Here is a 25,147-nt window from a genome sequence, read left to right on the forward strand (position 1 = left end):
CCACGACCGCCGACACGTCCCGAGCGGCGACACGTACGACCACCGGCACGACCCGCACGGAAGCGGGCACGCCCCGCGGAAACAGCGACACGACCCGCACGGAGGCAGGGACGGCGCCCGGGACGGACCGGCCGGACGCCGCACCCGCCCCGTACGTCACCACCCGCCCGGACACGCCCCCGCCCCCGGCACCGCCGCCGCACGGCGCCCGGACCGAGCGCGACGCCCCGGTCGCCCGGTACCGGACCGGCTCCGGACGCACTCCCGGGCACCGCGCCCGGGTCGAGGGGCTGCTGCTCGGCCTCGCCGCGGGGGACGCCGCGGGCTGGCCGGCCGCGCGGCACCGGGCGGCCCGGATGCCCGAGTGGACCCGTCGCCTCACCCGTGAGCTCGACACCTTCGCCGAGCAGAACGCCACGACCACGCTGCCCGTCCCCATCGCGCTCAACCAGCCGCCCGAGCCCCTGCGGCTCGGCCCCTCCGACGACGCCGAATGGGCGGCGTTCGCCGCCGGGACCGTGCTCGCGTCGGTGGCCGGACCGCCGCACGGGCTGTCCCCGGGGCGACGGCTGCGCGCCGCCGTCGACATCGCCTGGAACGCGCTGGCCGCCGAGGTCGCCGAGGCCGCCGCCCGGGCCCCCGAGGTCGAGTCGGCGGTGCTCCCGCTGCGGGCCCGGATCTCGGTGCGGGCCGGGCTCGGCAATCTCGCCGCCGGACTGCGCCCGCCCGCCACCGGTCACGACAACCCGCACTACTTCGACGACGCGGCCTGCGTGCGGGCCGCCGTCCTCGCCGCCGCCCACCCGGGGGACCCGGCCGCCGCGGCCGACCTCGCCGAGTTCGACGCCCGCTACACCCAGGACGGCGACGGGGTGCACGGCGCCCGCGCCATGGCCGCCGCGATCGCCTCGGCACTGGGCGGCGCGGACGTGGACGGGGTGGTGGACGCCGCGCTCGCGCAACTCCCCGACGGCACGGAGATCGCCCGCAACGCCGCCCACGCCGTGCGGATCGCGCGCGGCTTCGTCGGCGAGGAGGCGGGCGTGTTCTCCCTCGTACCGGTGCTGGAGCACCAGATCGTCGACCACGTCTACAGCTACGGGATCGCCGCCGCCGAGACCGTCCCGGTCGCCCTCGCCCTGGCCACCGCCGCACGCGGCCGGATCGCCGAGGCCGTCCCCGCGGCGGCGTGCCTGTCGCGGGTGGCCGACTCCGCGCCCGCCCTGGCCGGTGCGCTGACCGGTGCGCTCGGCGGCATCGGCGCCGTACCGGACGGATGGCGCGAGGCGTGCCGCACCCTCGCCGGATGCGCGCTGCCCCGGCTCGCGGGGACCGATCTCGTCGAACTCGCCGGGCTGCTGGCAGACACGGAACCGAGGCCCCCGGGTGGACAATTCGCACATGACGTTCCCGGCGTTCCCGAGGCCCATGACCTCCCCGGCATCCACGACGGCCGTGACGGCACCGGGGTCCGGAGCGGGGGCCGCGGCACCCGCTCCCGCTGAGCGCCGCACCGGGACGCCCTCCGACGACGCACTCACCGGGCCGGCCACCGGACCGGCCCATCGGACCGACCCCGAGGAGGCACACCGCCCATGACCGGCATCGCGGTGCTCGGCAGCACCAACATGGACCTTGTCGCATACGTCGCACGGGCTCCGCGGCGTGGAGAGACCGTCACGGGACGGGAGTTCCGCACCATTCCCGGCGGCAAGGGCGCCAACCAGGCCGTCGCGGCCGCCCGCGCGGGCGGCGACGTGACGATGATCGGCGCGGTCGGCAACGACACGTACGGCACCCTGCTCCGCAGCGGACTGGAACACGCGGGCGTCGACACCGATCTGCTGCACACCGCCGAAGGACCCAGCGGCACCGCGCACATCGTCGTCGACGACCTGGGCGGCAACTCCATCGTGGTGATCCCCGGCGCCAACGGCACCGTCACCGCGCTCGGCCACGGCGAGACGGCCGCGATCGCCGCCGCCGAGCTGCTGCTCCTCCAGCTGGAGCTGCCGCTGTCCGTCGTGACGGACGGGGCGCGGGTCGCCCGCGCCCACGGCGTGCGCACCCTGCTCACCCCCTCCCCCGTACGGCCGCTCCCCTCCGAACTCCTGGACTGCGTCGACCTGTTGATCCCCAACGAGCACGAGGCGTCCACCCTGACCGGCGTCACCGACCCGCACGCGGCGGCCCAGATCCTGCTCGGCCGGGTCCCCGAGGTCGTCGTCACCCTCGGCGCGAAGGGCTGCCTGTACGCGGCCCGGGACGGCGAACCCGTCCTCCTCCCCGCCCCCGAGGTCACCGCCGTCGACACCACCGGTGCCGGGGACACCTTCGTCGGCACCCTGGCCGTGGCACTCGGCGAACGACGGCCCGTGTCCGAGGCACTGGCCTGGGCGACGTCCGCCGCCGCGCTGTGCGTGCAGCGGCCGGGCTCGTCGGTCTCCATGCCGTACCGCAGCGAGATCGACGCCGCGTGAACGCGCCCGCGCAGCCACCCCTGACCGGTCTGCGGGTCGTCGACCTCGCCACGCTCTTCGCGGGCCCGCTCGCCGCCACCATGCTCGGGGACTTCGGCGCCGAGGTGATCAAGGTGGAGCACCCGCGCAGGCCCGACCCCTCGCGCGGGCACGGCCTCTCGAAGAACGGTGTCGGCCTGTGGTGGAAGATCCTCGGCCGCAACAAACGCAATCTGACCCTCGATCTCTCCGCCCCCGCCGGGCGCGACCTCCTGCTCCGGCTGGCCGCGGGCGCCGACGTGATCATCGAGAACTTCCGGCCCGGGACGCTGGAGCGCTGGGGCCTGGGCCCGGCCGAGCTGCGCGCCGCCAACCCCCGGCTGGTGCTGACCAGGGTCACCGGCTTCGGCCAGTTCGGCCCGTACGCGCACCGCCCCGGCTTCGGCACCCTGGCGGAGGCCATGAGCGGGTTCGCCGCGATCACCGGGGAGCCGGACTCCCCGCCCACGCTGCCGCCGTTCGGACTCGCCGACTCGATCGCGGCACTCGCCACCGCGTACGCCGTGATGACCGCGCTCGCCGGCCGCGACCGGACCGGCGAGGGGCAGGTCGTCGACATGGCGATCATCGAGCCGATCCTGACCGTGCTCGGCCCGCAGCCCCTCTGGTACGACCAGCTCGGCCACGTCCAGCCGCGCACCGGCAACCGTTCCCGCAACAACGCCCCGCGCAACACGTACCGCACCTCGGACGGGCAGTGGGTCGCGGTCTCCACCTCCGCGCAGTCGGTCGCGGAACGGGTCATGCGGCTGGTCGGCCGCCCGGAACTGATCGACGAGCCCTGGTTCGGCTCCGGCACCACCCGCGCCGAGCACGCCGACGAACTCGACGAGGCGGTCGGCGCCTGGATCAGCCGGCACACCCGCGCCGAGGCGCTCCGCGCGTTCGAGAAGGCGGAGGCGGCGATCGCGCCCGTGTACGACATCCGCGACGTGATGGAGGACCCCCAGTACCGGGCGCTGGGCTCCATCGCCGAGGTCGACGACCCGGAGCTGGGACCGCTACGGATGCAGAACGTCCTGTTCCGCCTCTCCGGGACACCCGGCGCGATCCGCTGGGCGGGACGGCCGCACGGCGCGGACACCGACGAGATCCTCACCGGGCTCGGCCTGTCGGCCCCGGAGATCGCCGCGCTGCGGGCGGAGCACGTCCTGTGACGGCGGCGGTCCCGCTCACCCTGCTCTACGTCCCCGGCGACCGGCCGGAGGTGGTGCGCAAGGCGCGCGGCGCTGGCGCGGACGTGGTGATCGTCGACCTGGAGGACGCGGTCGCCCCCGACCGCAAGGAGTACGCCCGGTCGGCCACCGCCGAGCTGCTGTCCGAGGCGTCCGGCGACACCGCCGTGCCGCTCCACGTCCGGGTCCACACCGAGGCGGACGTGCGCGCCCTGGCCGGCCTGCCGGGTCTCACCGAGCTCCGGCTGCCCAAGATCACGCACGCGGCCACCGTCCATCACCTCGCGGCCGTGGCCCCGGGGGTGGCGTTGTGCCCGCTGCTGGAATCGGCCCTCGGCGTCGAGCACGCGTACACAATCGCCACCGCCCATCCCCAGGTGCGCTCCGTCGCCCTGGGCGAGGCCGACCTCCGGGCCGATCTGGGGGTACGGGACGACTCCGGGCTCGACTGGTCGCGCAGCCGGGTCGTGGTCGCCGCCCGCGCGGCCGGGCTCGCTCCCCCCGCCCAGTCGGTGTTCCCCGACGTGCGCGACCTGGACGGGCTGCGCGCGTCCTGCGCGCACGGCCGGTCCCTGGGCTTCCTGGGCCGGGCGGCGATCCACCCCTGCCAACTCCCCGTCATCGAGCGGGCGTTCCGGCCCACGGCCCAGGAGGTGGAGGCGGCGGAGGAGATCGTGGCGGCGGCGGTGACGGAGCAGGGCGCACTCGCCCTGCCGGACGGCCGGTTCGTCGACGCGGCCGTGGTGACCTCGGCCCGCCGCACCCTCGCCCTGGCACACCGGGCGCGCTGACGGTCCGGGTCCGGGGCGGGCCCGGACCGAGACGGCCATGTCCGTGCCCCGGGCCGCGCGGCACGTCGGTTCCGAGCGGCGTGGCGCCCGTGACGAAGAGAGCCGGACCGGCCCGCCGGTTCCAACCCACGTGTCACGTCACAGGAGTGCCGTCGGGGTGCTTCTCGGAACGGCTGGAGGCGGTGCGAGGAGCGGGACGGCCGACGGGCCCACGACGGGGGAAGACGGTCCCGCCGGTGTCATCCGCCTGGTCCACGCGGTGGGCGTGCACACCCCACGTAACCTCTCTTCTGTGCCAGCCTCCCGCCTGTATCGCGTCGCCGTCCTCGTGCTCGAGGGTGCGAAGCCGCTCGATGTCGGAATTCCCGCGCAGGTTTTCGCGACCCGCGCGAGCATGCCGTACGAGGTGCGGGTGTGCGGGGCGGCACCCGGTCCCGTGACCGGTGGCGATGGCCTGTCGTACGGCGTCGCCCACGGCCTCGACGCACTTGCCTGGGCCGACATCGTCTTCGTCCCCGGCTACCGGTTCCCGGACCGCGACGACCCCCCGCAGGCCGTCCTCGACGCACTGATCGCCGCCCATGCCCGGGGCGCCCGGCTCGCCGCCATCTCGACGGGCGCCTTCGCGCTCGCCGCCACGGGCCTGCTCGACGGCAAACGCGCCACGACGCACTGGCACTACGCTCGGGCACTGGTGGCACGGCATCCGCTCGTTCAGGTCGACGAGAACGTTCTGTTCGTCGACGAGGGCAGCGTCCTGACGTCGGCCGGCGCCGCCTCGGGCATCGACCTGTGCCTGCACATCCTGCGCGGCGACCTCGGAGTGGCCGCGTCGAACCATGCGGCCCGGCGCCTCGTCGCGGCCCCCTACCGCAGCGGCGGTCAGGCGCAGTACGTGCCACGCAGCGTGCCCGAGCCACTCGGCGAGCGGTTCGCCGCCACTCGCGAGTGGGCGCTTCACCGGCTCGACCAGCCCCTCACCCTGGAGGCGCTCGCCCGGCAGGCGGCGGTGTCGCCGCGCACGTTCTCGCGGCGCTTCGTCGAGGACACGGGATACACGCCGATGCAGTGGGTCATGCGGGCCCGCGTCGACCTGGCCCGCGAACTGCTCGAGCGTTCGGAGCGGAGCGTCGAGCAGATCGCCACCGACGTCGGTCTCGGCACCGGTGCCAATCTGCGGTTGCACTTCCAGCGGATCCTCGGCACGACGCCGAGCGAGTACCGGCGCACCTTCACACAGGGAGAGTAGCCCGCTGCCACCTGGCGAGATGCTTTTGAACCGTGGCGATCATGCCGCTGTCGCGTGCGGACGAAGCAGGCGACATTGATGGCGAACCGAAGGGACACCATTCATGACTCGCATCGCCATCAACGGATTCGGCCGCATCGGACGCAACGTGCTCCGCGCACTGCTGGAGCGCGACAGCGACCTGGAGGTCGTCGCCGTCAACGACCTCACGGAGCCCGTCTCCCTGGCGCGGCTGCTCGCCTACGACACGACGGCCGGTCGGCTCGGCCGCCCGGTGACCGCCGACGGGGACGCCCTCGTTGTGGACGGCCGTCGCATCAGGGTGCTCGCCGAGCGCGAGCCGGCGCGGCTGCCGTGGGCCGAACTCGGCGTGGACATCGTGCTCGAGGCGACCGGCCGCTTCACGTCGGCCGAGGCGGCCCGCGGCCACCTCGACGCGGGCGCGAAGAAGGTGCTCGTCAGTGCTCCGTCGGACGGCGCCGACGTCACGCTCGCGTTCGGGGTCAACACGGATGCATACGACCCGGACGTGCACACCATCGTCTCGAACGCCTCGTGCACGACCAACGCGCTGGCGCCGCTGGCCTCGGTGCTCGACGACCTCGCCGGCATCGAGCACGGCTTCATGACGACGGTGCACGCCTACACGCAGGAGCAGAACCTGCACGACGGTCCGCACCGTGACGCCCGCCGGGCCCGTGCCGCCGCTGTCAACATCGTGCCGACCACGACGGGCGCCGCCAAGGCGATCGGCCTCGTGCTGCCGAACCTCGACGGCAAGCTGTCGGGTGACTCGATCCGCGTGCCGGTTCCGGTGGGCTCGATCGTCGAGCTCAACACGACCGTCGCCCGCGACGTGACGCGCGACGAGGTGCTGGCCGCATACCGCGTCGCGGCGGAGGGGCCGCTCGCCGGCGTGCTCGAGTACTCGGACGACCCCCTCGTGTCGTCCGACATCACGGGCAATCCGGCTTCGTCGATCTTCGACTCGGCCCTCACCCGGGTCGACGGGCGCCACGTCAAGGTGGTCGCCTGGTACGACAACGAATGGGGCTTCTCGAACCGCGTGATCGATACGCTCGAACTCCTCGCCACCCGCTGACCCGCCACCTCCGGCAAACGCCCCGCCCCTCCTGTGAGCGCTTCAGTCGGCCAGTCGGGCCGGCTGAAGCGCTCCTTGCCTTGTCGGCGAATCGATTCCGGCCCCAAGGGCATGGGGCGCGGGACGCGAGGTGAGTACCGACCCGGTCGGCGCGAAGTCCCGCATCGGTGTCGTCTCCCAGGCCGACACCCTGGGCCGGGCGCTCACCGTCGCGGCCGCGTGAGCGGGCTGGACCGGGGGCCGCGGGCCCGGATCTCACCGGCGAGACCGCCGGCCGACCGGGACCACCGGGACCGGGCTGGATGACCCGAAGGCGTCCCGGCACCGGACGCGGACCAGCGCCTACAACGCGGGCGAACGTGCGAGCGAGACGGTCACCGCGGTGCTTGATCCGCGTCGGGACGTGGACCGGCTGCACAACGGACTCGAAGAACCGCGCCGCCACGTCCAAAGGGGTGCTGTCGCTCCTGCGCACCACGGCACCGGTGGCTGTCGGCAGGCGCGGGGACACCGGGCCGAACGGTCCGGCGTCCCCGCGCACAAGGCTCAGGCCTTCTCGGCCGCCTCCGCTGCGGCGTTCTTCTCCGACGGCTTCGCGTCGGTCGCGGCCGCGGTGTCCGAGCCGCCCGCCGTGCCCGGGGCATCACCGGCCTCGGCGTCCTCGACGTTCTTGCCGTCCGTCGCGTCCTTCGCGGCGTCGGCGTCCTGCGCCGCCTCCTCGGCCGCCGCCGGCTCCACGATCTCCTCGCGGCCCGGTCGCAGCTTCGCGGAGAGCACCATGTAGACACCCGCCAGCACGAACACGATCAGCGCGGTCCACACGTTCAGGCGCAGGCCCAGGATGTGGTGGGCCTCGTCGACCCGCATGTACTCGATCCAGCCGCGCCCCGCGCAGTACGCGGCGACGTACAGCGCGAACGCCCGGCCGTGTCCGAGCCGGAATCGGCGGTCCGCCCAGATGACCAGCAGGGCGACGCCGATGCACCACAGCGACTCGTACAGGAACGTCGGGTGGTACGTGCCGGCGACGCGGTTGGGGCCCTCGCTGATCTTCAGCGCCCACGGCAGATCGGTCGGCCGGCCGTACAGCTCCTGGTTGAACCAGTTGCCCCAGCGGCCGATCGCCTGGGCCAGCGCGAGGCCGGGGGCGAGGGCGTCCGCCCAGGCGGGCAGCGGGATGCCGCGACGGCGGCAGCCGATCCAGGCGCCCACGGCACCGAGCGCGACCGCGCCCCAGATGCCGAGGCCGCCCTGCCAGATCTTGAAGGCGTCGACCCAGTTCTCGCCCTCGCCGAAGTACAGCTGGTAGTCGGTGATGACGTGGTAGAGCCGGCCGCCGACGAGGCCGAAGGGCACCGCCCAGACGGCGATGTCGGCGACGGTGCCGGCGCGGCCGCCCCGGGCGACCCAGCGCTTGTTGCCGAACCAGACGGCGACGAAGACACCGATGATGATGCAGAACGCGTAGCCGCGGAGCGGGATCGGGCCGAGATTGATCACGCCGGTCGACGGGCTGGGAATGTAGGCAAGGTCCATGGCAAGGTCGACGCTACCCTGCTGGGTGGGGCCCGGGGCAAGCCACTCGCAACGTCTGCGTAACAGGCACGTCGTCCCCGCGCCTCGCGGCCCTCGCCTTCCCCCGCCCGTTTCCCGCGTCCCGCGCCCTCCCGGCTCACGCCTTCGCGACCCGTTTTCCCGGCCCGGGAGGCGGCTCTCCGCGGGCCCGGGAAGGCGAGGCGCTCCCCGGGCCGTCAGCACGCAGCGGTCAGGAACCCGACGGAGCGGGCGGTGCCACGGCGGGCGGGGGCGCGGCCGGCTGGGTCGTGGCGGAAGCGCCCACGGCGGGCGTCGGCGCGGCGGACGCGGGGGCGGACGTGTGGGCCGCGGACGCGCCGGAAGCAGGGGTGCCGGAGGCGGGGGCGCCGGACGCAGGGGCGCCGGACGCGGGCGTGGGCGTGCCCGTGGCGGGCTTCCTGCCCTTCTCGGCCTCGGCGACCCACTTCTTCAGGTTCGCCACGGTGATCGGTTCGTTCCCCTTCTTCGGGAAGATCGGTTCGCCGTTGAGCAGCACGGTCGGCGTGCCGTTGAATCCGCTGTTCTGGAACGCCGCGTTGGACTTCTGGACCCAGCTGTCGTGCTTCCCGTCGTTCACACAGCCGCGGAAGGCCGGGGTGTCGAGGCCCGGGACCTTGCCCGCGAGATCGATCAGCTTGTCGTTGTCGGCGAAGGCGTCGACGGACTCCTGCGGCTGGTTGCGGTAGAGGATGTCGTGGTAGGCGGAGAACTTGCCGACGTCCTGCGCGCAGGCCGCCGCGTTGGCCGCCCGCAGCGATCCCGAGCCGCCGAGATTGCCGTCGATGATCGTGGCCAGGTGGTACTCGGTCCTGATCCGGCCAGCCCGCTCCAGCTCGTGGAAGGTGTCCCGGAAGGCGTTCTCGAACTGGGCGCAGACCGGGCAGCGGAAGTCCTCCCAGACGGTGAGCGTGGACGGGGCGTCGTCCGGGCCGGACCGGATGGCGAGGCCGTCCTTGCCGGTGGCGCCGGACGGTGCGACGAGGGGGCCCGCCGCCTTCTCCTTCTCCCCCTTGCCACCGGTGTTCGCGGCGATCACGCCGACGACGGCGGCCAGCCCCAGCACCCCCACCACGGCGCCGCCGACGATCATCGACCGCCTGCGGCGCTCGCGGGCCTTCTCGCGCTCGCGCTGCTGGACGAGCCGGTCTCGCGCGGCCCTTTTTCCCTGTTCGTTCTTCTCGCTCACACCCGCAGCAACGAACCGGGGAGGCACACGCGTGCCTCCCCGGTCCAGGTCCACCCGTTCGGATGACTCCCGATGCGGGTCGTCCGGGCGGGTTGTCCGGCCGCGGATCTCGCGGCCGGACCGGCTCAGCGCTTGCGGACGCCCTCGGCGAGTTCACCCGCCAGCGTGCGGACCGCGGCCAGGCCGGCCTCCTCGTCGGGGGCGTCGAGCATCCCCTTGACGAAGGCGGAACCGACGATCACCCCGTCCGCGAAGCCCGCGACCTCGGCGGCCTGCCGGGCGTTCGAGACGCCGAGGCCGACACAGACCGGGAGCGACGTGGTGGCGCGGGTGCGCTCGACCAGGTCCTGGGCCTGCTCACCGACGGACTCGCGGGTGCCGGTGACGCCCATCAGCGAGGCCGCGTAGACGAAGCCGGAACCGGCCGCCGTGATGGTGGACAGGCGCTCGTCCTTGCTGCTGGGGGCGACCACGAAGACGGTCGCAAGACCGCGCTCGTCGGCGTGCTCGCGCCACAGAGCGGACTCCTGGACCGGCAGGTCGGGCAGGATGCACCCGGCGCCGCCCGCCTCGGCGAGCTCGGCGGTGAAGCGCTCGACGCCGTACCGGTCGATCGGGTTCCAGTACGTCATGACGAGGATCGGGGCGCCGGTCGCCTCGTGCGCCTCGCGGACCGTGCGCATCACGTCCGCGATCCTGACGCCGCCGCGCAGGGCGATGTCGTCGGCGGTCTGGATGACCGGGCCGTCGAGGACCGGGTCGCTGTGCGGCAGCCCCACCTCGACGATGTCCGCGCCGCCCGCCACGACCTCCTTCACCGCGGCGATCGCGCCGTCGACGGTCGGGAAGCCCGCCGGGAGGTACGCGATGAGCGCCGCCCTGTTCTCGGACTTCGCCCGCGCGAGGGTGGAACTCAGCAACTCGACATTGCCGCTCACTTGGTGACCTCCTCTTCCCCGTCGGCCACATCGGCCTCGACGACCCCGTCGGTCTCGTCGTACAGCCCGAAGTAGCGGGCCGCCGTGTCCATGTCCTTGTCGCCGCGGCCGGACAGGTTGACCACGAGCAGTCCGTCCTTGCCGAGCTCCTTCCCGACCTCCAGGGCCCCGGCCAGCGCGTGGGCGCTCTCGATCGCCGGGATGATCCCCTCGGTGCGGGAGAGGAGACGCAGCGCCTGCATGGCGGCGTCGTCGGTGACCGCGCGGTACTCGCCGCGGCCGGTGTCCTTCAGGTACGCGTGCTCCGGGCCGATGCCCGGGTAGTCCAGACCGGCCGAGATGGAGTACGGCTCGGTGATCTGGCCCTCGTCGTCCTGGAGGACGTAGCTGCGCGAGCCGTGCAGGATGCCGGGCTCGCCCTCGGTCAGGGTCGCCGCGTGCTCCCCGGTCTCCACGCCGTGCCCGGCGGGCTCGCAGCCGATCAGCCGGACGCGGGCGTCCGGGATGAAGGCGTGGAAGAGGCCGATGGCGTTGGAGCCGCCGCCGACGCAGGCGATCGCGGCGTCCGGCAGCCGGCCGGTGTGCTCCAGGATCTGGCGGCGCGCCTCGACGCCGATGACCCGGTGGAAGTCGCGGACCATGGCGGGGAAGGGGTGCGGTCCGGCGACGGTGCCGAAGAGGTAGTGCGTGTGGTCCACGTTGGCGACCCAGTCGCGGAACGCCTCGTTGATGGCGTCCTTGAGCGTCCGGGAGCCGGACTTCACGGCGATGACCTCGGCGCCGAGCATCCGCATCCGCGCCACGTTCAGCGCCTGGCGCCGCGTGTCGATCTCGCCCATGTAGATGGTGCAGTCGAGTCCGAAGAGCGCGCAGGCGGTGGCGGTGGCGACGCCGTGCTGGCCGGCCCCGGTCTCGGCGATGACCCGGGTCTTGCCCATGCGCCGGGTGAGCAGCGCCTGGCCGAGCACGTTGTTGATCTTGTGCGAGCCGGTGTGGTTCAGGTCCTCGCGCTTGAGGAAGATGCGGGCCCCGCCCGCGTGCTCGGCGAAGCGCCGGACCTCGGTCAGCGCGCTGGGGCGGCCGGTGTAGTCGACCATCAGCGCGTTCAGCTCGGCGGCGAAGGAGGGATCGGCCTTCGCCTTGTCGTACTCGACGGCGACCTCGTCCACGGCGGCGACGAGCGCCTCCGGGATGAACTTGCCGCCGAACGCGCCGAAGTACCCCTCGGCGCTGGGGATCAGACCCTCCGGGTCCGGGATGAAGAAGTCAGATGACATCCGACATGCTCCTCGACATCGCAACAGGTGGGTTCACCGTATGCGCCATGAGCGGAGCGCCGCCGCGACCGGGAGCGGTCGGGCGGTGCGGTCATACGTACAGAGGTGGTGCGGGTACGTCGGCCGGGGCTCGCTACGGCGCGGACCCCGTGCGCCATCGCATCCCGTTGACCTGACCGGGCTCGTCGCCGATCACGTACCGCACCCTTCGGCCGTGCACCCGGCGCGCCGGGGCGCGGCAGCCCCGGTGCCAGAAGGGCGGTGCGCAGCGCCTCGGCTGGGGATGGTCGAGGGGGACGGGCGGGTGACCGCCGCGCGCCGACGGCGCGTACGGGTCCCGGGCAGCCGTCGCACCGGCCGGGCACGGGGCCTGCCGGGTGCGGGACGGCTCGGGACGGTCGGCGGTCACGGTCGCGGTCAGCCCCGTCCGTGCCGCAGCGCCGGGTGGGCGCCCGCGGCGACCAGGTCGGCGACGGCGCCCCGGGGGTCGCGGCCGGTGACCAGGGACTCGCCCACGAGCACCGCGTCGGCGCCCGCGTTGGCGTACGCGATCAGGTCGTGCGGGCCTCGGACACCGGACTCCGCGATCTTGACGATGTGGTCCGGGATCTCGGGGCCGACGCGCTCGAAGGTGGAGCGGTCGACCTTGAGGTCCTTCAGGTTGCGCGCGTTGACGCCGATCACCTTCGCCCCGGCGTCCACGGCACGCTCGACCTCCTCCTCGTCGTGCACCTCGACGAGCGGGGTGAGGCCGATGGACTCGGCCCGCTCGATCAGGGAGACCAGGGCCTCCTGGTCGAGGGCGGCGACGATCAGCAGGGCGAGGTCGGCGCCGTAGGCCCGCGCCTCCCAGAGCTGGTACGAGGTGACGATGAAGTCCTTGCGCAGGATCGGGATGTCGACCTTGGCGCGGACGGCCTCCAGGTCGGCGAGCGAACCGCCGAACCGGCGCTCCTCGGTGAGGACCGAGATGACGGACGCGCCGCCCGCCTCGTAGTCCGCGGCGAGCGCGGCCGGGTCGGCGATCGCGGCGAGCGCTCCCTTGGAGGGGCTGGAGCGCTTGACCTCGCAGATGACACTGACGCCCTCGCCGCGCAGGGCGGCGGCCCCGTCCTTGGCCGCGGGAGCGCGCCGCGCGCGTTCCTTCAGCTCGTCGAGGCCGACACGCGCCTGCCGCTCCGCGAGGTCGGCACGTACGCCGTCGATGATCTCGTCGAGCACACTCACGCGAGCGGCCCCCCTTCCGGGAAGGTGATGAGGGAACAGGATCAGCCATGTCAATGCTATCCGCAGGAGGGCCGAGGCCCGAATCCGGTCGGCGGGCGTCCCACCAGCTGAACGGTCAGGGCGCCAGCGCCGCCCCGAACGGGAGGTTCCGGACGACCGAGAAGACGATCAGCACGGCCCCGATCCCCCACCAGACGGCGGGGCCCGCGGCGATGCTCATGGGCCTTCCCCGGGCGGCGCGGGCCGTCCAGACCACCCACAGGACGGCGAAGAGCGCGTATCCGGCCACGGCGAGGGCGTTGGAGCCGAGGGCGGCGGCGATGTCGCCGTGTGCGAAGGCGTGGGCGCTGCGCAGACCTCCGCAGCCCGGGCAGTACAGGCCGGTGAGCCGGAGCAGCGGGCAGGCGGGGTAGTGGCCCGGCTCGTTGGGGTCGACGGCACCGACGTAGCCGAAGGCCCCGACGACGGCGGCCATGACGCCCACGGGGACGGCGAGCCGCCGCAGGCGTGCGCCGGGCCCGGGGGCCGCGGCAGGGGGTAGGAACGGCGGCCGACCGGGCGTCGGCGGGCGGGCGGCGTCGGCGGGCCCGGGGCCGTGCGACGGCGGTGCGGCGGAAGTCGGCGATGCGTCCACCCGGTGATTGTCCCCGCTGACGCGGAAAGGCGCAGCCCGTTCCCGGACTGCGCCTCGCGTTCGTGCGGCTTTCGCGCGTGTCAGGAGATCTGCGCCTGCGCGGCGCGTGCCCGGGCGGCGGCCACCTCCGGCGTCTCCTTCGGCGTACCGAGGCCGGCCATCTTCATCGCGAGGCCGACGATCCCCCCGAGGAGGATGACGCCCATGCTGGCCCAGAACCCGACCGGGTTGGCCGCGACCATGAAGACGCCCCCGGCGCAGAAGCCGATGAAGGAGATGATGACACCGGTCCAGGCGGCCGGGGTGTGTCCGTGGCTGCTGCCCGCCATGAGTTGCTCCTTGTTGGTGTTGCGCTGTTGGTGTCGCTGTACGCAAAGCTGGTGGCGCTGTGGTGCCGCTGTGCAGAAAGCTCCGCCCCATTGTCCCGTACGTGCGGGTAGGACGTGAGCTGGGGGTCTAGCGGGTCGGGTCCTCGCCCCGGTCCAGGGCCTTCCAGAGGTCCTCGGGCCGGTCCGGGTCCGGGGCCCTGCCCGCGGCCCGGCGCGGGCGGGGTGTGCCGTCCCGCTCGTACCGGCCCGACATGCTCGGCCAGAATCTGCCGTAGCGCAGGGCGAGCAGCCCGGCGAGGAGGATCAGCAGGCCGCCCGCGGCGGTGACGTAGGGCCACGCGGTGTGGGCGAGGGCCTGCACGGTGGCCGAGGTGTCGCCGGTGGCCTGCGCGGCCTTCTCGTCCAGCGCGGAGCTGTCGGAGGCGCCGAGGCCGGCGCTCAGCGCGGCGCCGAGGCCGCTGAGCGCGAGCAGCCCGGCCACGACCAGCCGTCCGCCGCCGCGGACGGCGAAGACGGCGACGAGGGCGGCCAGGCCGACGACCGCGAGGGCCGCCGGGAGACCGGTGACGTCCTGGCCGTCGGCCGTCAGGGGCAGGGCGCCGCCGACGACGGCCGCCCGGCCCTCGGCCCAGGTCTGGCCGGAGGCGAGCAGGACGACGGTGGCGCCGGCCGCCCCGAGGAGCAGGCCGGCGGCCAGGCTGCGGCGGCTCACCGCGGCGCCGGGTGCGGCGGCCGTGCGGGTACGGGGCTGGGGTACGGGGACAGCACTCACGTACCCCACTATCCCTCACGGCCCGGTCCGCGGCCGGACGCGGGGTCCCCCGCCCGCCCGCGGGGGCCGTCACCGCCTCATGCGCCGCCGAGCCGGTTGGCGGTGTGGACGGCCCGGAGCACCGCCGCCGCCTTGTTGCGGCATTCGGTGTCCTCGGCGACCGGGTCGGAGTCGGCGACGACGCCCGCCCCGGCCTGGACGTACGCCGTGCCGTCACGGAGCAGCGCCGTCCGGATCGCGATGGCGGTGTCGGAGTCCCCGGCGAAGTCGAGGTAGCCCACGCAGCCCCCGTACAGGCCGCGGCGGCTCGGTTCCAGCTCCTCGATGATCTGCATGGCGCGGGGCTTGGGGGCGCCGGAGAGGGTGCCCGCGGGGAAGCAGGCGGTCAGCACGTCGAAGGCGGTGCGGCCCTCGGCGACCCGGCCGGTGACGGTGGAGACGATGTGCATCACGTGCGAGTACCGCTCGATCGACATGAAGTCGACGACCTCGACGGTGCCGGGTTCGCAGACCCGCCCCAGGTCGTTGCGGCCGAGGTCGACGAGCATGAGGTGCTCGGCGCGTTCCTTCGGGTCGGCGAGGAGTTCCTCGGCGAGGGCCTGGTCCTCCTGCGGGGTGGCGCCGCGGTGCCTGGTCCCGGCGATCGGGTGCACCATGGCCTGTCCGTCCTCGACCTTGACGAGGGCCTCCGGGCTGGAGCCCACGACGTCGAAGCCGTCGAAGCGGAAGAGGTACATGTACGGGGACGGGTTGGTGGCGCGCAGCACCCGGTAGACGTCCAGGGCGCTCGCCGTGCACGGGGTCTCGAAGCGCTGGGATGGCACGACCTGGAACGCCTCCCCGGCCCTGATGCGTTCCTTCACGTCCTCGACGGCGCGCTGGTACGACTCGCCGCCCCAGCGCGCGGTGTACGGCGGCAGCTCGGAGGGCGGGAGGACGGCGGGGGCGTTCTCGACGGGGCGCGAGAGGTCCCGTTCCATGGCGTCGAGGCGGGCGACGGCGTCCGTGTACGCCTCGTCGACGCCGGTCGCGAGGTCGTTGTGGTTGATCGCGTTGGCGATCAGCAGGACGCTGCCGTCCCGGTGGTCGAGGACGGCCAGGTCCGAGGTGAGCAGCATGGTCAGCTCGGGGAGGCGCAGGTCGTCCGTCGCGCTGTCGCCGATCCGCTCCAGACGCCGCACGACGTCGTAGCCGAGGTAGCCGACCATGCCGCCGGTGAACGGGGGCAGCCCGGCGTCGGCGACCAGGTCGCGCGGGGTGTGGAGGGTTTCGACGGTGGCGCGCAGGGCCTCCAGCGGATCGCCGTCGACGGGGACGCCGACGGGCGGGGTGCCCAGCCAGTGCGCCCGACCGTCGCGTGCGGTGAGGGTGGCGGCGCTGCGCACGCCGATGAAGGAGTAGCGCGACCAGGTGCGGCCGTTCTCCGCGGATTCGAGGAGGAAGGTGCCGGTGCGCCCGCCCGCGAGTTTGCGGTAGAGGCCGACCGGGGTGTCGCCGTCCGCGAGGAGTCTGCGGCTGACGGGGATGACGCGCCGTTCGACGGCCAGCTTGCGGAACGTGTCGAGATCCATGGCGCCGAACCCTACTGGGCGAGTGGGAGGACGTCGGCGTCGAAGCAGGTGCGGTCGCCGGTGTGGCAGGCGGCACCCGTCTGGTCGACCTTGACGAGGACGGTGTCGGCGTCGCAGTCGAGGGCGACGGACTTGACCGTCTGGAGGTGGCCCGAGGTGTCGCCCTTGACCCAGTACTCGCGGCGGCTGCGGGACCAGTAGGTGCAGCGGCCGGTGGTGAGGGTGCGGTGCAGGGCCTCGTCGTCCATCCAGCCGAGCATCAGCACCTCGCCGGTGTCGTACTGCTGGGCGATGGCCGGGAAGAGCCCGTCGGCGCCGCGCTTGAGGCGGGCGGCGATGTCCGGGGCGAGGTTGCTCTGCGGCGTCGGGGTGCCTGGGGCGGGCGCGCTGGTCATGCGCCCATTGTGCCGTGGCCGGGGCCCGGTCCGGGGCGGCGTCCGCTGGGCGGACCGGGCGCGATGGTCGTACGCTGGCGGGCATGTCGACCCATGCGAAGCGTGAACGACTCCTGCTCGCCGACCTGTTGGAAGCGGCGGGACCGGAGGCCCCGACCCTGTGCCGGGGCTGGACGACCCGGGACCTGGCCGCCCATGTGGTGGTGCGGGAGCGCCGGCCGGACGCGGCGGGAGGTGTGCTGCTGGGCGTCCTGAAGAACCGGCTCGACCGGGTGCAGGCGGAGTACGCGGCGAAGCCGTACGAGGAGCTGATCCAGCTGATCCGCACGGGACCGCCGCGGATGTCCCCGTTCGGCCTGAAGCAGATCGACGAGGCGGCCAACACCGTCGAGTTCTACGTCCACGCGGAGGACGTGCGCCGGGCCCAGCCGGACTGGTCGCGGCGCGAGCTGGACCCGGTCTTCGCCGATCTGCTGTGGTCGCGGGCCGAGCGGACGGCCCGGGTGCTGGGCCGCAGGTCCCCGGTGGGGCTGGTGCTGCGCCGCCCGGACGGCCAGACGGTGGTGGCCCACAAGGGCGCCCCGGTGGTGACGGTGACCGGCGAGCCGGGCGAGCTGCTGCTGTTCGCGTTCGGCCGCCAGGACGCGGCGGTGGTGGGGCTGGACGGCGACCAGGAGGCGGTGTCCCGGCTGCGGACGGCGGAGCTGGGGATGTAGGGCGGGGCCTGCCCCGACGGAGTTCGGCAGGAGCCGTCCGCCGTACCGGCCGATGCGCGGCGGGTACGGCGGACGGGACCCGTACGGTCAGCGGACCGGGTGTCCGGCTTCCCGGAGCGCCGCCTTGACCTCGGAGATCCGCAGGTCGCCGAAGTGGAAGACGGACGCGGCGAGCACGGCGTCGGCTCCCGCGGCGATGGCCGGAGCGAAGTCCGCGAGCCGGCCGGCGCCGCCGGAGGCGATGACGGGGACGGTGACGTGCTTGCGCACGGCCGTGATCATCTCGGTGTCGTAGCCGTCCTTGGTGCCGTCGGCGTCCATCGAGTTGAGCAGGATCTCGCCCGCGCCCAGCTCGGCGGCCCGGTGCGCCCATTCGACGGCGTCGATGCCGGTGCCCCGGCGCCCGCCGTGCGTGGTCACCTCGAAGCCGCCGGTGGGGGTGCGCCGGGCGTCCACGGAGAGCACCAGGACCTGGCGGCCGAAGCGCTCGGCGATCTCCCGGACGAGGTCGGGGCGGGCGATCGCGGCGGTGTTGACGCCGACCTTGTCCGCGCCGGCCCGCAGCAGCCTGTCGACGTCGTCGGCGGTGCGGACGCCGCCGCCGACCGTGAGCGGGATGAACACCTGTTCGGCGGTGCGCCGCACCACGTCGTAGGTGGTCTCGCGGTCGCCGCTGGACGCGGTGATGTCCAGGAAGGTCAGCTCGTCGGCGCCCTCGGCGTCGTACAGCTTCGCCATCTCGACGGGGTCGCCCGCGTCGCGCAGGTTCTGGAAGTTGACACCCTTGACGACCCGGCCGGCGTCCACGTCCAGGCACGGGATGACGCGTACCGCGAGGCTCATCGCGCACCTCCCCGGTACGCCTCGACCTCGACCTCGACGACCAGGCTCGGGTCCACGAGGCCTGCCACGATCAGCATCGACGCGGCGGGGCGGACGTCGTCGAACAGCTCCTTGTGGGCGCGGCCCACCTCGTCCACGTCCCGGGCGTGGGTGACGTACATCCGGGTGCGGACGACATCCTCGCGGCCCAGGCCGAGCTGCTTCAGCGCGTCGAAGGCGACCCTGAAGGAGGTGACGGTCTGCTCGTACGGGCCGCCCGCGGAGATCTGCCCGTTCTCCACCGAGGTGCAGCCGGAGACCAGGACGAGGCCGTTCGGCAGCTGGACCGCGCGGGAGTAGCCGAACCTCTCCTCCCAGGGTGCGCCGGAGGAGACGCGGTTGACGGATTCGGTCATTCCGAGACCACCCTCAGTGCTTCTTCGAGGGTGAACGCCTTCGCGTACAGCGCCTTGCCGACGATCGCGCCCTCGACGCCGTCCGGGACGAGCGCGGAGATGGCGCGCAGGTCGTCGAGCGAGGAGACGCCGCCGGAGGCGACGACGGGCTTGTCGGTGGCGGCGCAGACGTTCTTCAGGAGGTCCAGGTTGGGGCCCTGGAGGGTACCGTCCTTGGCGATGTCGGTGACGACGTAGCGGGCACAGCCCTCGGAGTCGAGGCGGGCGAGCGTCTCGTAGAGGTCGCCGCCGTCGCGGGTCCAGCCCCGGCCGCGCAGCGTGGTGCCGCGCACGTCGAGGCCGACGGCGATCTTGTCCCCGTGCTCGGCGATGACCTTGGCGACCCACTCGGGGGTCTCCAGGGCGGCGGTGCCGAGGTTGACCCGGGTGCAGCCGGTGGCGAGGGCGGCGGCGAGCGAGGCGTCGTCGCGGATGCCGCCGGAGAGCTCGACCTTGATGTCCATGGAGCGGGCGACCTCGGCGATCCGCTCCCGGTTGTCCCCGGTGCCGAAGGCGGCGTCCAGGTCGACGAGGTGCAGCCATTCCGCGCCCGACCGCTGCCAGGCGAGGGCCGCCTCCAGCGGGTCGCCGTAGGAGGTCTCGGAACCGGACTCGCCGTGGACGAGGCGGACGGCCTGGCCGTCGCGGACGTCGACGGCGGGGAGGAGTTCAAGCTTCGGCATTACAGCGTCTCAATCCAGTTGGTCAGCAGCTGGGCGCCGGCATCGCCGGACTTCTCGGGGTGGAACTGGGTGGCCCACAGGGCGCCGTTCTCCACGGCGGCGACGAACGGCTCGCCGTGGGTGGCCCAGGTGACCCGGGGCGCGCGGATCTTGGGGTTGGTGACCTCCAGGGTCCATTCGTGCACGGCGTAGGAGTGCACGAAGTAGAACCGGGCGTCCGGGTCGAGCCCGGCGAACAGCCGGGAGTCCTCGGGCGCCCGCACGGTGTTCCAGCCCATGTGCGGCACGACCGGGGCCTTCAGCGGGCCGACGGTGCCGGGCCACTCGTCCAGCCCCTCGGCCTCCACGCCGTGCTCGATGCCGCGCTCGAAGAGGATCTGCATCCCGACGCAGATGCCCATGACGGGCCGGCCGCCGGCCAGCCTGCGGCCGATGACCCATTCGCCGCGGGCCTTGCGCAGCCCCTGCATGCAGGCGGAGAACGCGCCGACGCCGGGCACCAGCAGCCCGTCGGCGTTCATCGCCGCGTCGTAGTCGCGGGTGATCTCGACGTCCGCGCCGACGTGGGCGAGGGCCCGTTCGGCGGACCGGACGTTGCCGAAGCCGTAGTCGAAGACGACGACCTTCTTCTTCCCGCTCTTCGTGTTGTCGCTCACCAGTCGTACCTCAGTCCCAGAGTCCCTGGATCCGCATGACGCCCGCGACCAGGCACATCGCGGACCCGAGCCCGAGCAGGACGATGACGCCCCTGGGCATCTTCTGCTTCGAGAAGGAGTAGACGCCGCCGGCCAGGAACAGGCCGACGACGATCAATATCGTGCTGAGGCCGGTCACAGCGCGCCCTTCGTGGAGGGGATGATCCCGGCGGCCCGGGGGTCGTGTTCGCTGGCGTAGCGCAGGGCGCGGGCGAGCGCCTTGAACTGGCACTCCACGATGTGGTGGGCGTTGCGCCCGTACGGAACGTGGACGTGCAGGGCGATCTGCGCCTGGGCGACGAAGGACTCCAGGATGTGGCGGGTCATCGTCGTGTCGTAGGTGCCGATCATGGGCGCCATGTTCTCCGGCTCGGTGTGCACCAGGTAGGGGCGTCCGGAGAGGTCGACGGTGACCTGGGCGAGCGACTCGTCCAGCGGGACGGTGCAGTTGCCGAAGCGGTAGATGCCCGTCTTGTCGCCGAGGGCCTGCTTGAACGCGGCCCCGAGCGCGAGGGCGGTGTCCTCGATGGTGTGGTGGGTGTCGATGTGCAGGTCGCCGTCGGTCTTGACCGTGAGGTCGAACAGCCCGTGCCTGCCGAGCTGGTCGAGCATGTGGTCGTAGAAGCCGACGCCGGTCGACACGTCGACCGAGCCGGTGCCGTCGAGGTCGATCTCGACGAGCACCGAGGTTTCCTTGGTGGTGCGTTCCACTCTGCCTACGCGGGCCGCGCGGGTCATGCGTCGTGCTCCTTCTTGATCTCACGTGCGGCCGGCGCCGTCGGTGCGTCGGCCGCGGGTCCGTCGAGCAGTCCGTCGAGCGCGTCGAGGAACGCGTCGTTCTCCGCCGGGGTGCCCGCGGAGACCCGCAGCCATCCCGGTACGCCGTTGTCCCTGACCAGGACGCCCCGGTCGAGGATCCGACGCCAGGCGGTGTGGCTGTCGGCGAAGCGGCCGAACTGGACGAAGTTGGCGTCCGACTCGACGACCTCGAAACCCTTGGCGCGCAGCTCCTCGACGATCCGGTCCCGCTCGCTCTTGAGCTGGGCGACGTACCCGAGCAGCGTATCGGTGTGCTCCAGGGCGGCGAGGGCGGTGGCCTGCGTGATGGAGGACAGGTGGTACGGCAGCCGCACGAGCTGGACCGCGTCGACGACGGCCGGGTCGGCGGCGAGGTAGCCGAGGCGGAGCCCGGCGGCGCCGAACGCCTTCGACATCGTGCGCGAGAGCACCAGGTGCGGACGGCCCTCGATCAGCGGGAGCAGCGAGGGGTGATGGCTGAACTCCCCGTACGCCTCGTCGACGACGACCATCGACGGCCCGGCCGCCTGGGCCGCCTCGTACAGGGCGAGGACGGTCTCCGCGTCGACGGCGGTGCCGGTGGGGTTGTTGGGCGAGGTGATGAAGACGATGTCGGGCCGGTGCTCGGCGATCGCCTTCTTGGCGGCCTCGACGTCGATGGTGAAGTCCTCGTTGCGCGGACCGGAGATCCAGCCGGTGCCGGTGCCGCGGGCGATGAGGGCGTGCATGGAGTACGAGGGCTCGAAACCGATCGCGGTGCGGCCGGGGCCGCCGAAGGTCTGGAGCAGCTGCTGGAGCACCTCGTTGGAGCCGTTGGCGGCCCAGACGTTGGCGAGGCCGACCTCGTGCCCGGCGGTGCGGCTGAGGTAGCGGGCGAGCTGCGTGCGCAGCTCGACGGCGTCCCGGTCGGGGTACCGGTTGAGGTCGCGGGCGGCCTCGCGGACGCGTTCGGCGATCCGGTCGACGAGCGCCTCGGGCAGCGGGTAGGGGTTCTCGTTGGTGTTCAGCCGTACGGGCACGTCGAGCTGCGGCGCGCCGTAGGGGGACTTGCCGCGCAGTTCGTCCCGGACGGGGAGGTCGTCGATGCGCACGGGGCGTTCGGAGGAAGTGCTCACCGGTTCGGCACCTTCCATCCGAAGCGGGCCTTGATGGCCGCGCCGTGGGCGGGCAGGTCCTCCGCCTCGGCGAGCGTGACCACGTGGTGCGCCACGTCGGCGAGGGCGCCGCGCGTGTAGTCGACGATGTGGATGCCGCGCAGGAAGGACTGCACGGAGAGCCCGGAGGAGTGGCAGGCGCAGCCGCCGGTCGGCAGCACGTGGTTGGAGCCCGCGCAGTAGTCGCCGAGCGAGACCGGGGACCAGGGGCCGACGAAGATCGCGCCCGCGTTCTTCACGCGCTCGGCGACGGCGGCGGCGTCGGCGGTCTGGATCTCCAGGTGCTCGGCGCCGTACGCGTCGACCACGCGCAGCCCCTCGTCGAGGCCGTCGACCAGGACGATCGCGGACTGCCTGCCGTTCAGGGCGGGGAGGATCCGGTCCTCGACGTGCTTGGTGGCGGCGACCTGCGGCTCCAGCTCCTTGGCGACCGCGTTCGCGAGTTCCTCGGAGTCGGTGACGAGCACGGCGGCCGCGAGCGGGTCGTGCTCGGCCTGGCTGATCAGGTCGGAGGCGACGTGCACCGGGTCGGCGGTGTCGTCGGCGAGCACGGCGATCTCGGTCGGTCCGGCCTCGGTGTCGATGCCGATGCGTCCCGTGAAGTAGCGCTTGGCGGCGGCGACCCAGATGTTGCCGGGGCCGGTGACCATGTTGGCGGGGGCGCAGGTCTCGGTGCCGTACGCGAACATCGCGACGGCCTGGGCGCCGCCGGCCGCGTACACCTCGTCGATGCCGAGGAGGGCGCAGGCGGCGAGGATCGTCGGGTGCGGCAGGCCGCCGAACTCCTTCTGCGGCGGGGACGCGAGCGCGACGGAGGCGACGCCGGCCTGCTGCGCGGGCACGGCGTTCATGATCACGGAGGAGGGGTAGACGGACCGGCCGCCGGGCGCGTAGAGCCCGACCCGCTCGACCGGGACCCACTTCTCGGTGACGGTGCCGCCGGGCACGACCTGGACGGGGTGCGGGGCGCGGCGCTGCTCGGCGTGGACGAGCGTGGCGCGCGCGATCGACTCCTCCAGGGCCGCGCGTACGAGCGGGTCCAGTCCGGCCAGCGCCTCGGTGAGCGCGGCGGCGGGGACGCGCACCTGGTCCAGGCGCACGCCGTCGAACCTCTCCGCGTACTCGATCAGCGCCGCGTCGCCCCGATGATGCACGTCCTCGCAGATGGGCCGCACCTTCTCCAGGGCGGCTTCCACGTCGAACTCGGCACGGGGCAGCAGGTCGCGCAGTGCTCGGCCCTCGGGGAGGGCGTCGCCGCGCAGATCGATTCGAGAGATCACACCGCAATTCTCGCAGACCGCACCCGTCGTCCCGGTGTCCGTATCACTGGCTGATACGTGTCCCCCACCGTCACCGCTTCACTGGCTGATACGCGCCCCGGCCGTGACCGCTGCCCATAGCGTTCACCTCGTCACTCAGAGGGAAGAACAGCTCCGAGAGCGGAAGGGGGTACACCCGTGACCGAAGCGCATGACGGCGATTTCCCGGACGGTCTCAGCGCGGCGGAGCTGGGCATGTGGCAGGCGTTCCGGAACGGCAGCACCTACGATCTGCGGGCCCGCGACCCGGCGCGGGACGACCCGTTCGCCCCGTGCGTCTGGGGTCCGGAACGGAGTGTGGACGGGCGGGTCGTGGCCCGGCTGCTGCTGTCGGGGCCGCCGCCGCGTCCCGGGCGGGTCGCGGCGCTGAAGCTCCGCGGGGTGCGGATCAGCGGCACGCTGGATCTGGCGGGCGGGCGTGTCGCACCGTACGTCGAGCTGACCGGCTGCCGCTTCGAGAACGAGGTGGTGTTCCCGGAGTGCCACTTCACGACCCTGCGGATCGTCGGCTGCGCGATGCCCCGGCTGGAGGCGGCGCGGCTGCGGACCGAGGGCGATCTGCATCTGCCGCGCTGCCGGGTCCGTCACGGGATCCGGCTCACCGACGCCCAGATCGGCACCGATCTGCTGATCAACCAGATCGAGATCGGCCCCGACCGCAATGGGCGCGCCCTGGCCGCCGACGGTCTCGCGGTCGCCCAGGACCTCCAGGCGGAGCTGGTGGAGGCGCGCGGCGAGCTGAGCCTGCGCGGGGCGAAGGTCGGCGGTTCGCTCAGTCTGCGCGGCAGCCGGCTGCGCGGCCGGGAGGGCCGGCGCGCGCTGAACGCGCCGCAGCTGACGGTGGAGCGGTCGCTGTACATGAGCGAGGCGTGGGTGAGCGTCGACACCGGGATCCAGGGCACCACTCCCCCGTACGGCATCGTCATGGCGCCGACCCCGGCGCGCGGCACGCGTTCGCAGACCTTCGAGTGCCGGGGCGGGGCGCGGCTGGACGACGGGCGGTTCGGGGACGCGGTCGACCTGCACAGGGCGCGGTTCGTGCTGGCCCGGCACGAGGAGCTGTCGCTGCGCCGGATCGTGACCCCGGAGCTGCGGTTCAACGCGGAGCGGCCGGAGGAGGGCCGGGTCGTGCTGAACGGCGCGCGGGTGGCCACGCTGATCGACGTGTCGACCAGCTGGCCGGGCCCCGGCGGTCTGGCGATGGGCGGGTTCGTGTACGAGAACCTCGTCCCGTACGGGCACTTCCCGCTCGCCCGGCGCCTGGAGTGGGTGGCCGCCGCGACCCCGGAGTACGTGCCGGAGCCGTACGAACGCCTGGCGACGGTGCTGCGGAACTGCGGGGAGGACGCCGACGCCCGCGAGGTGCTGCTGGCCAAGCAGCGGCGGCGGCGCGAGACGCTGCCGCTCGCCGCGAAGCTCTGGGGGTTCCTCCAGGACTGGACGGTGGCGTACGGCTACCGGCCGGGGCGGGCCGCGGTGTGGATGGCGGTGCTGTGGGCGGCGGGGACGCTGGCCTTCTCACGGCACGCCCCGGCACCGATCAAGGAGGACGAGCACCCGGAGTGGAACCCCGCGCTGTACGCGCTCGACCTGCTGATACCGGTGATCAACCTCGGCCAGGACGGCTACTGGCGGATGAAGGACGGCTGGCAGTGGGGGTCGGCCGCGTTGACCCTGCTGGGCTGGATCCTGGCCACGACGGTCGCGGCGGGCGCCTCCCGGCTGCTGCGCCGCGGCTGAGAGCCTGTCGGGTGACCTCTGACCG

General features: G+C 73.4%; 27 protein-coding genes. 8 read left to right on the forward strand and 19 right to left on the reverse strand.

Annotated features, from left to right (window positions below; genetic code table 11):
* Window positions 1-290 precede the first annotated feature (290 nt).
* The 6 genes from AB0E67_RS07000 (at window position 291) to gap (ending at window position 6,836) form a co-directional block, all read left to right on the forward strand.
* Window positions 291-1,505: an ADP-ribosylglycohydrolase family protein gene (locus tag AB0E67_RS07000; protein WP_362023535.1), complete on the forward strand. Its 1,215-nt coding sequence runs from the start codon at window positions 291-293 to the stop codon at window positions 1,503-1,505.
* Between the two features lie 90 nt (window positions 1,506-1,595).
* Window positions 1,596-2,480, forward strand: a complete 885-nt coding sequence (rbsK, locus tag AB0E67_RS07005) for a ribokinase (RefSeq protein WP_362022033.1) — start codon at window positions 1,596-1,598, stop codon at window positions 2,478-2,480.
* On the forward strand, window positions 2,477-3,676 hold the full coding sequence (locus tag AB0E67_RS07010) for a CoA transferase (RefSeq protein ID WP_362022036.1): 1,200 nt from the start codon (window positions 2,477-2,479) through the stop codon (window positions 3,674-3,676). Before rbsK ends, AB0E67_RS07010 begins: the two co-directional genes overlap by 4 nt.
* Window positions 3,673-4,485: a CoA ester lyase gene (locus tag AB0E67_RS07015; protein ID WP_362022038.1), complete on the forward strand. Its 813-nt coding sequence runs from the start codon at window positions 3,673-3,675 to the stop codon at window positions 4,483-4,485. Before AB0E67_RS07010 ends, AB0E67_RS07015 begins: the two co-directional genes overlap by 4 nt.
* Window positions 4,486-4,777: 292 nt before the next feature.
* The gene (locus AB0E67_RS07020) at window positions 4,778-5,734 is read left to right on the forward strand and encodes a helix-turn-helix domain-containing protein (protein ID WP_362022041.1); all 957 of its coding nucleotides are present in this window, start codon (window positions 4,778-4,780) and stop codon (window positions 5,732-5,734) included.
* A 103-nt stretch (window positions 5,735-5,837) separates the two neighbouring features.
* Window positions 5,838-6,836, forward strand: coding sequence for a type I glyceraldehyde-3-phosphate dehydrogenase (gap, locus tag AB0E67_RS07025; RefSeq protein ID WP_362022043.1), 999 nt, complete (start codon window positions 5,838-5,840; stop codon window positions 6,834-6,836).
* A gap of 546 nt (window positions 6,837-7,382) precedes the next feature.
* Here the strand turns inward: gap and lgt are convergent.
* From lgt to hisI, 11 genes are all read right to left on the reverse strand, one after another.
* Entirely contained in the window at window positions 7,383-8,372 is a 990-nt protein-coding gene (lgt, locus tag AB0E67_RS07030; protein WP_362022045.1) for a prolipoprotein diacylglyceryl transferase, read from the reverse strand.
* Between the two features lie 229 nt (window positions 8,373-8,601).
* A complete protein-coding gene (locus tag AB0E67_RS07035; protein ID WP_362022048.1) occupies window positions 8,602-9,597 on the reverse strand; it encodes a thioredoxin domain-containing protein in 996 nt (331 codons plus the stop codon).
* Between the two features lie 125 nt (window positions 9,598-9,722).
* Entirely contained in the window at window positions 9,723-10,535 is an 813-nt protein-coding gene (trpA, locus tag AB0E67_RS07040) for a tryptophan synthase subunit alpha (protein ID WP_362022050.1), read from the reverse strand.
* Window positions 10,532-11,812: a tryptophan synthase subunit beta gene (gene trpB, locus AB0E67_RS07045; RefSeq protein ID WP_362022053.1), complete on the reverse strand. Its 1,281-nt coding sequence runs from the start codon at window positions 11,810-11,812 to the stop codon at window positions 10,532-10,534. Before trpB ends, trpA begins: the two co-directional genes overlap by 4 nt.
* A gap of 133 nt (window positions 11,813-11,945) precedes the next feature.
* Window positions 11,946-12,221, reverse strand: coding sequence for a tryptophan synthase subunit(beta) (locus AB0E67_RS07050; protein ID WP_362022056.1), 276 nt, complete (start codon window positions 12,219-12,221; stop codon window positions 11,946-11,948).
* An 8-nt stretch (window positions 12,222-12,229) separates the two neighbouring features.
* Window positions 12,230-13,039 carry an indole-3-glycerol phosphate synthase TrpC gene (trpC, locus tag AB0E67_RS07055; protein ID WP_073788761.1) on the reverse strand — a complete coding sequence of 270 codons (810 nt, stop codon included), beginning with the start codon at window positions 13,037-13,039 and terminating at the stop codon, window positions 12,230-12,232.
* Between the two features lie 115 nt (window positions 13,040-13,154).
* Window positions 13,155-13,544, reverse strand: coding sequence for a DUF2752 domain-containing protein (locus AB0E67_RS07060; protein ID WP_362023537.1), 390 nt, complete (start codon window positions 13,542-13,544; stop codon window positions 13,155-13,157).
* Between the two features lie 209 nt (window positions 13,545-13,753).
* A complete protein-coding gene (locus tag AB0E67_RS07065) occupies window positions 13,754-14,002 on the reverse strand; it encodes an HGxxPAAW family protein (protein WP_351517824.1) in 249 nt (82 codons plus the stop codon).
* Window positions 14,003-14,129: 127 nt separating this feature from the next.
* Window positions 14,130-14,783, reverse strand: coding sequence for a TIGR02234 family membrane protein (locus AB0E67_RS07070; RefSeq protein WP_362022059.1), 654 nt, complete (start codon window positions 14,781-14,783; stop codon window positions 14,130-14,132).
* A 68-nt stretch (window positions 14,784-14,851) separates the two neighbouring features.
* On the reverse strand, window positions 14,852-16,345 hold the full coding sequence (locus tag AB0E67_RS07075) for an anthranilate synthase component I (RefSeq protein ID WP_362022062.1): 1,494 nt from the start codon (window positions 16,343-16,345) through the stop codon (window positions 14,852-14,854).
* Window positions 16,346-16,356: 11 nt separating this feature from the next.
* A complete protein-coding gene (gene hisI, locus AB0E67_RS07080) occupies window positions 16,357-16,740 on the reverse strand; it encodes a phosphoribosyl-AMP cyclohydrolase (RefSeq protein ID WP_362022065.1) in 384 nt (127 codons plus the stop codon).
* A gap of 83 nt (window positions 16,741-16,823) precedes the next feature.
* Between hisI and AB0E67_RS07085 the strand changes: the two genes are divergently transcribed.
* Window positions 16,824-17,456 carry a TIGR03085 family metal-binding protein gene (locus tag AB0E67_RS07085; protein WP_362022067.1) on the forward strand — a complete coding sequence of 211 codons (633 nt, stop codon included), beginning with the start codon at window positions 16,824-16,826 and terminating at the stop codon, window positions 17,454-17,456.
* A gap of 87 nt (window positions 17,457-17,543) precedes the next feature.
* Here AB0E67_RS07085 and hisF read toward each other — a convergent pair whose 3' ends face one another.
* From hisF to hisD, 8 genes are read right to left on the reverse strand one after another with little or no spacing between them, the layout of a single operon-like run.
* Window positions 17,544-18,299 carry an imidazole glycerol phosphate synthase subunit HisF gene (hisF, locus tag AB0E67_RS07090; protein WP_073788768.1) on the reverse strand — a complete coding sequence of 252 codons (756 nt, stop codon included), beginning with the start codon at window positions 18,297-18,299 and terminating at the stop codon, window positions 17,544-17,546.
* Window positions 18,296-18,694 (reverse strand): RidA family protein, encoded by a 399-nt coding sequence (locus tag AB0E67_RS07095; protein ID WP_073788769.1) that lies wholly within the window; start codon window positions 18,692-18,694, stop codon window positions 18,296-18,298. The genes hisF and AB0E67_RS07095 overlap by 4 nt, the downstream gene beginning before the upstream one ends.
* Window positions 18,691-19,416: a bifunctional 1-(5-phosphoribosyl)-5-((5-phosphoribosylamino)methylideneamino)imidazole-4-carboxamide isomerase/phosphoribosylanthranilate isomerase PriA gene (gene priA, locus AB0E67_RS07100; RefSeq protein ID WP_351517817.1), complete on the reverse strand. Its 726-nt coding sequence runs from the start codon at window positions 19,414-19,416 to the stop codon at window positions 18,691-18,693. The genes AB0E67_RS07095 and priA overlap by 4 nt, the downstream gene beginning before the upstream one ends.
* Complete coding sequence (gene hisH / locus AB0E67_RS07105) at window positions 19,416-20,072, reverse strand: imidazole glycerol phosphate synthase subunit HisH (RefSeq protein ID WP_362022071.1); 657 nt, start codon at window positions 20,070-20,072, stop codon at window positions 19,416-19,418. The genes priA and hisH overlap by 1 nt, the downstream gene beginning before the upstream one ends.
* A 10-nt stretch (window positions 20,073-20,082) precedes the next feature.
* On the reverse strand, window positions 20,083-20,250 hold the full coding sequence (locus AB0E67_RS07110; protein ID WP_351517814.1) for a hypothetical protein: 168 nt from the start codon (window positions 20,248-20,250) through the stop codon (window positions 20,083-20,085).
* Entirely contained in the window at window positions 20,247-20,849 is a 603-nt protein-coding gene (hisB, locus tag AB0E67_RS07115; RefSeq protein WP_073788772.1) for an imidazoleglycerol-phosphate dehydratase HisB, read from the reverse strand. Before hisB ends, AB0E67_RS07110 begins: the two co-directional genes overlap by 4 nt.
* Window positions 20,846-22,024: a histidinol-phosphate transaminase gene (locus AB0E67_RS07120; protein WP_362022075.1), complete on the reverse strand. Its 1,179-nt coding sequence runs from the start codon at window positions 22,022-22,024 to the stop codon at window positions 20,846-20,848. The genes hisB and AB0E67_RS07120 overlap by 4 nt, the downstream gene beginning before the upstream one ends.
* A complete protein-coding gene (gene hisD / locus AB0E67_RS07125) occupies window positions 22,021-23,343 on the reverse strand; it encodes a histidinol dehydrogenase (protein ID WP_362022076.1) in 1,323 nt (440 codons plus the stop codon). Before hisD ends, AB0E67_RS07120 begins: the two co-directional genes overlap by 4 nt.
* 177 nt (window positions 23,344-23,520) lie before the next feature.
* On the opposite strand from hisD, the gene AB0E67_RS07130 reads away from it, so the two are divergent.
* Entirely contained in the window at window positions 23,521-25,122 is a 1,602-nt protein-coding gene (locus tag AB0E67_RS07130) for an oxidoreductase (protein ID WP_362022078.1), read from the forward strand.
* Window positions 25,123-25,147: the final 25 nt, after the last annotated feature.

This window comes from Streptomyces sp. NPDC032161, assembly GCF_040636995.1.
In the GTDB taxonomy this organism is placed as follows: Bacteria; Actinomycetota; Actinomycetes; order Streptomycetales; family Streptomycetaceae; genus Streptomyces.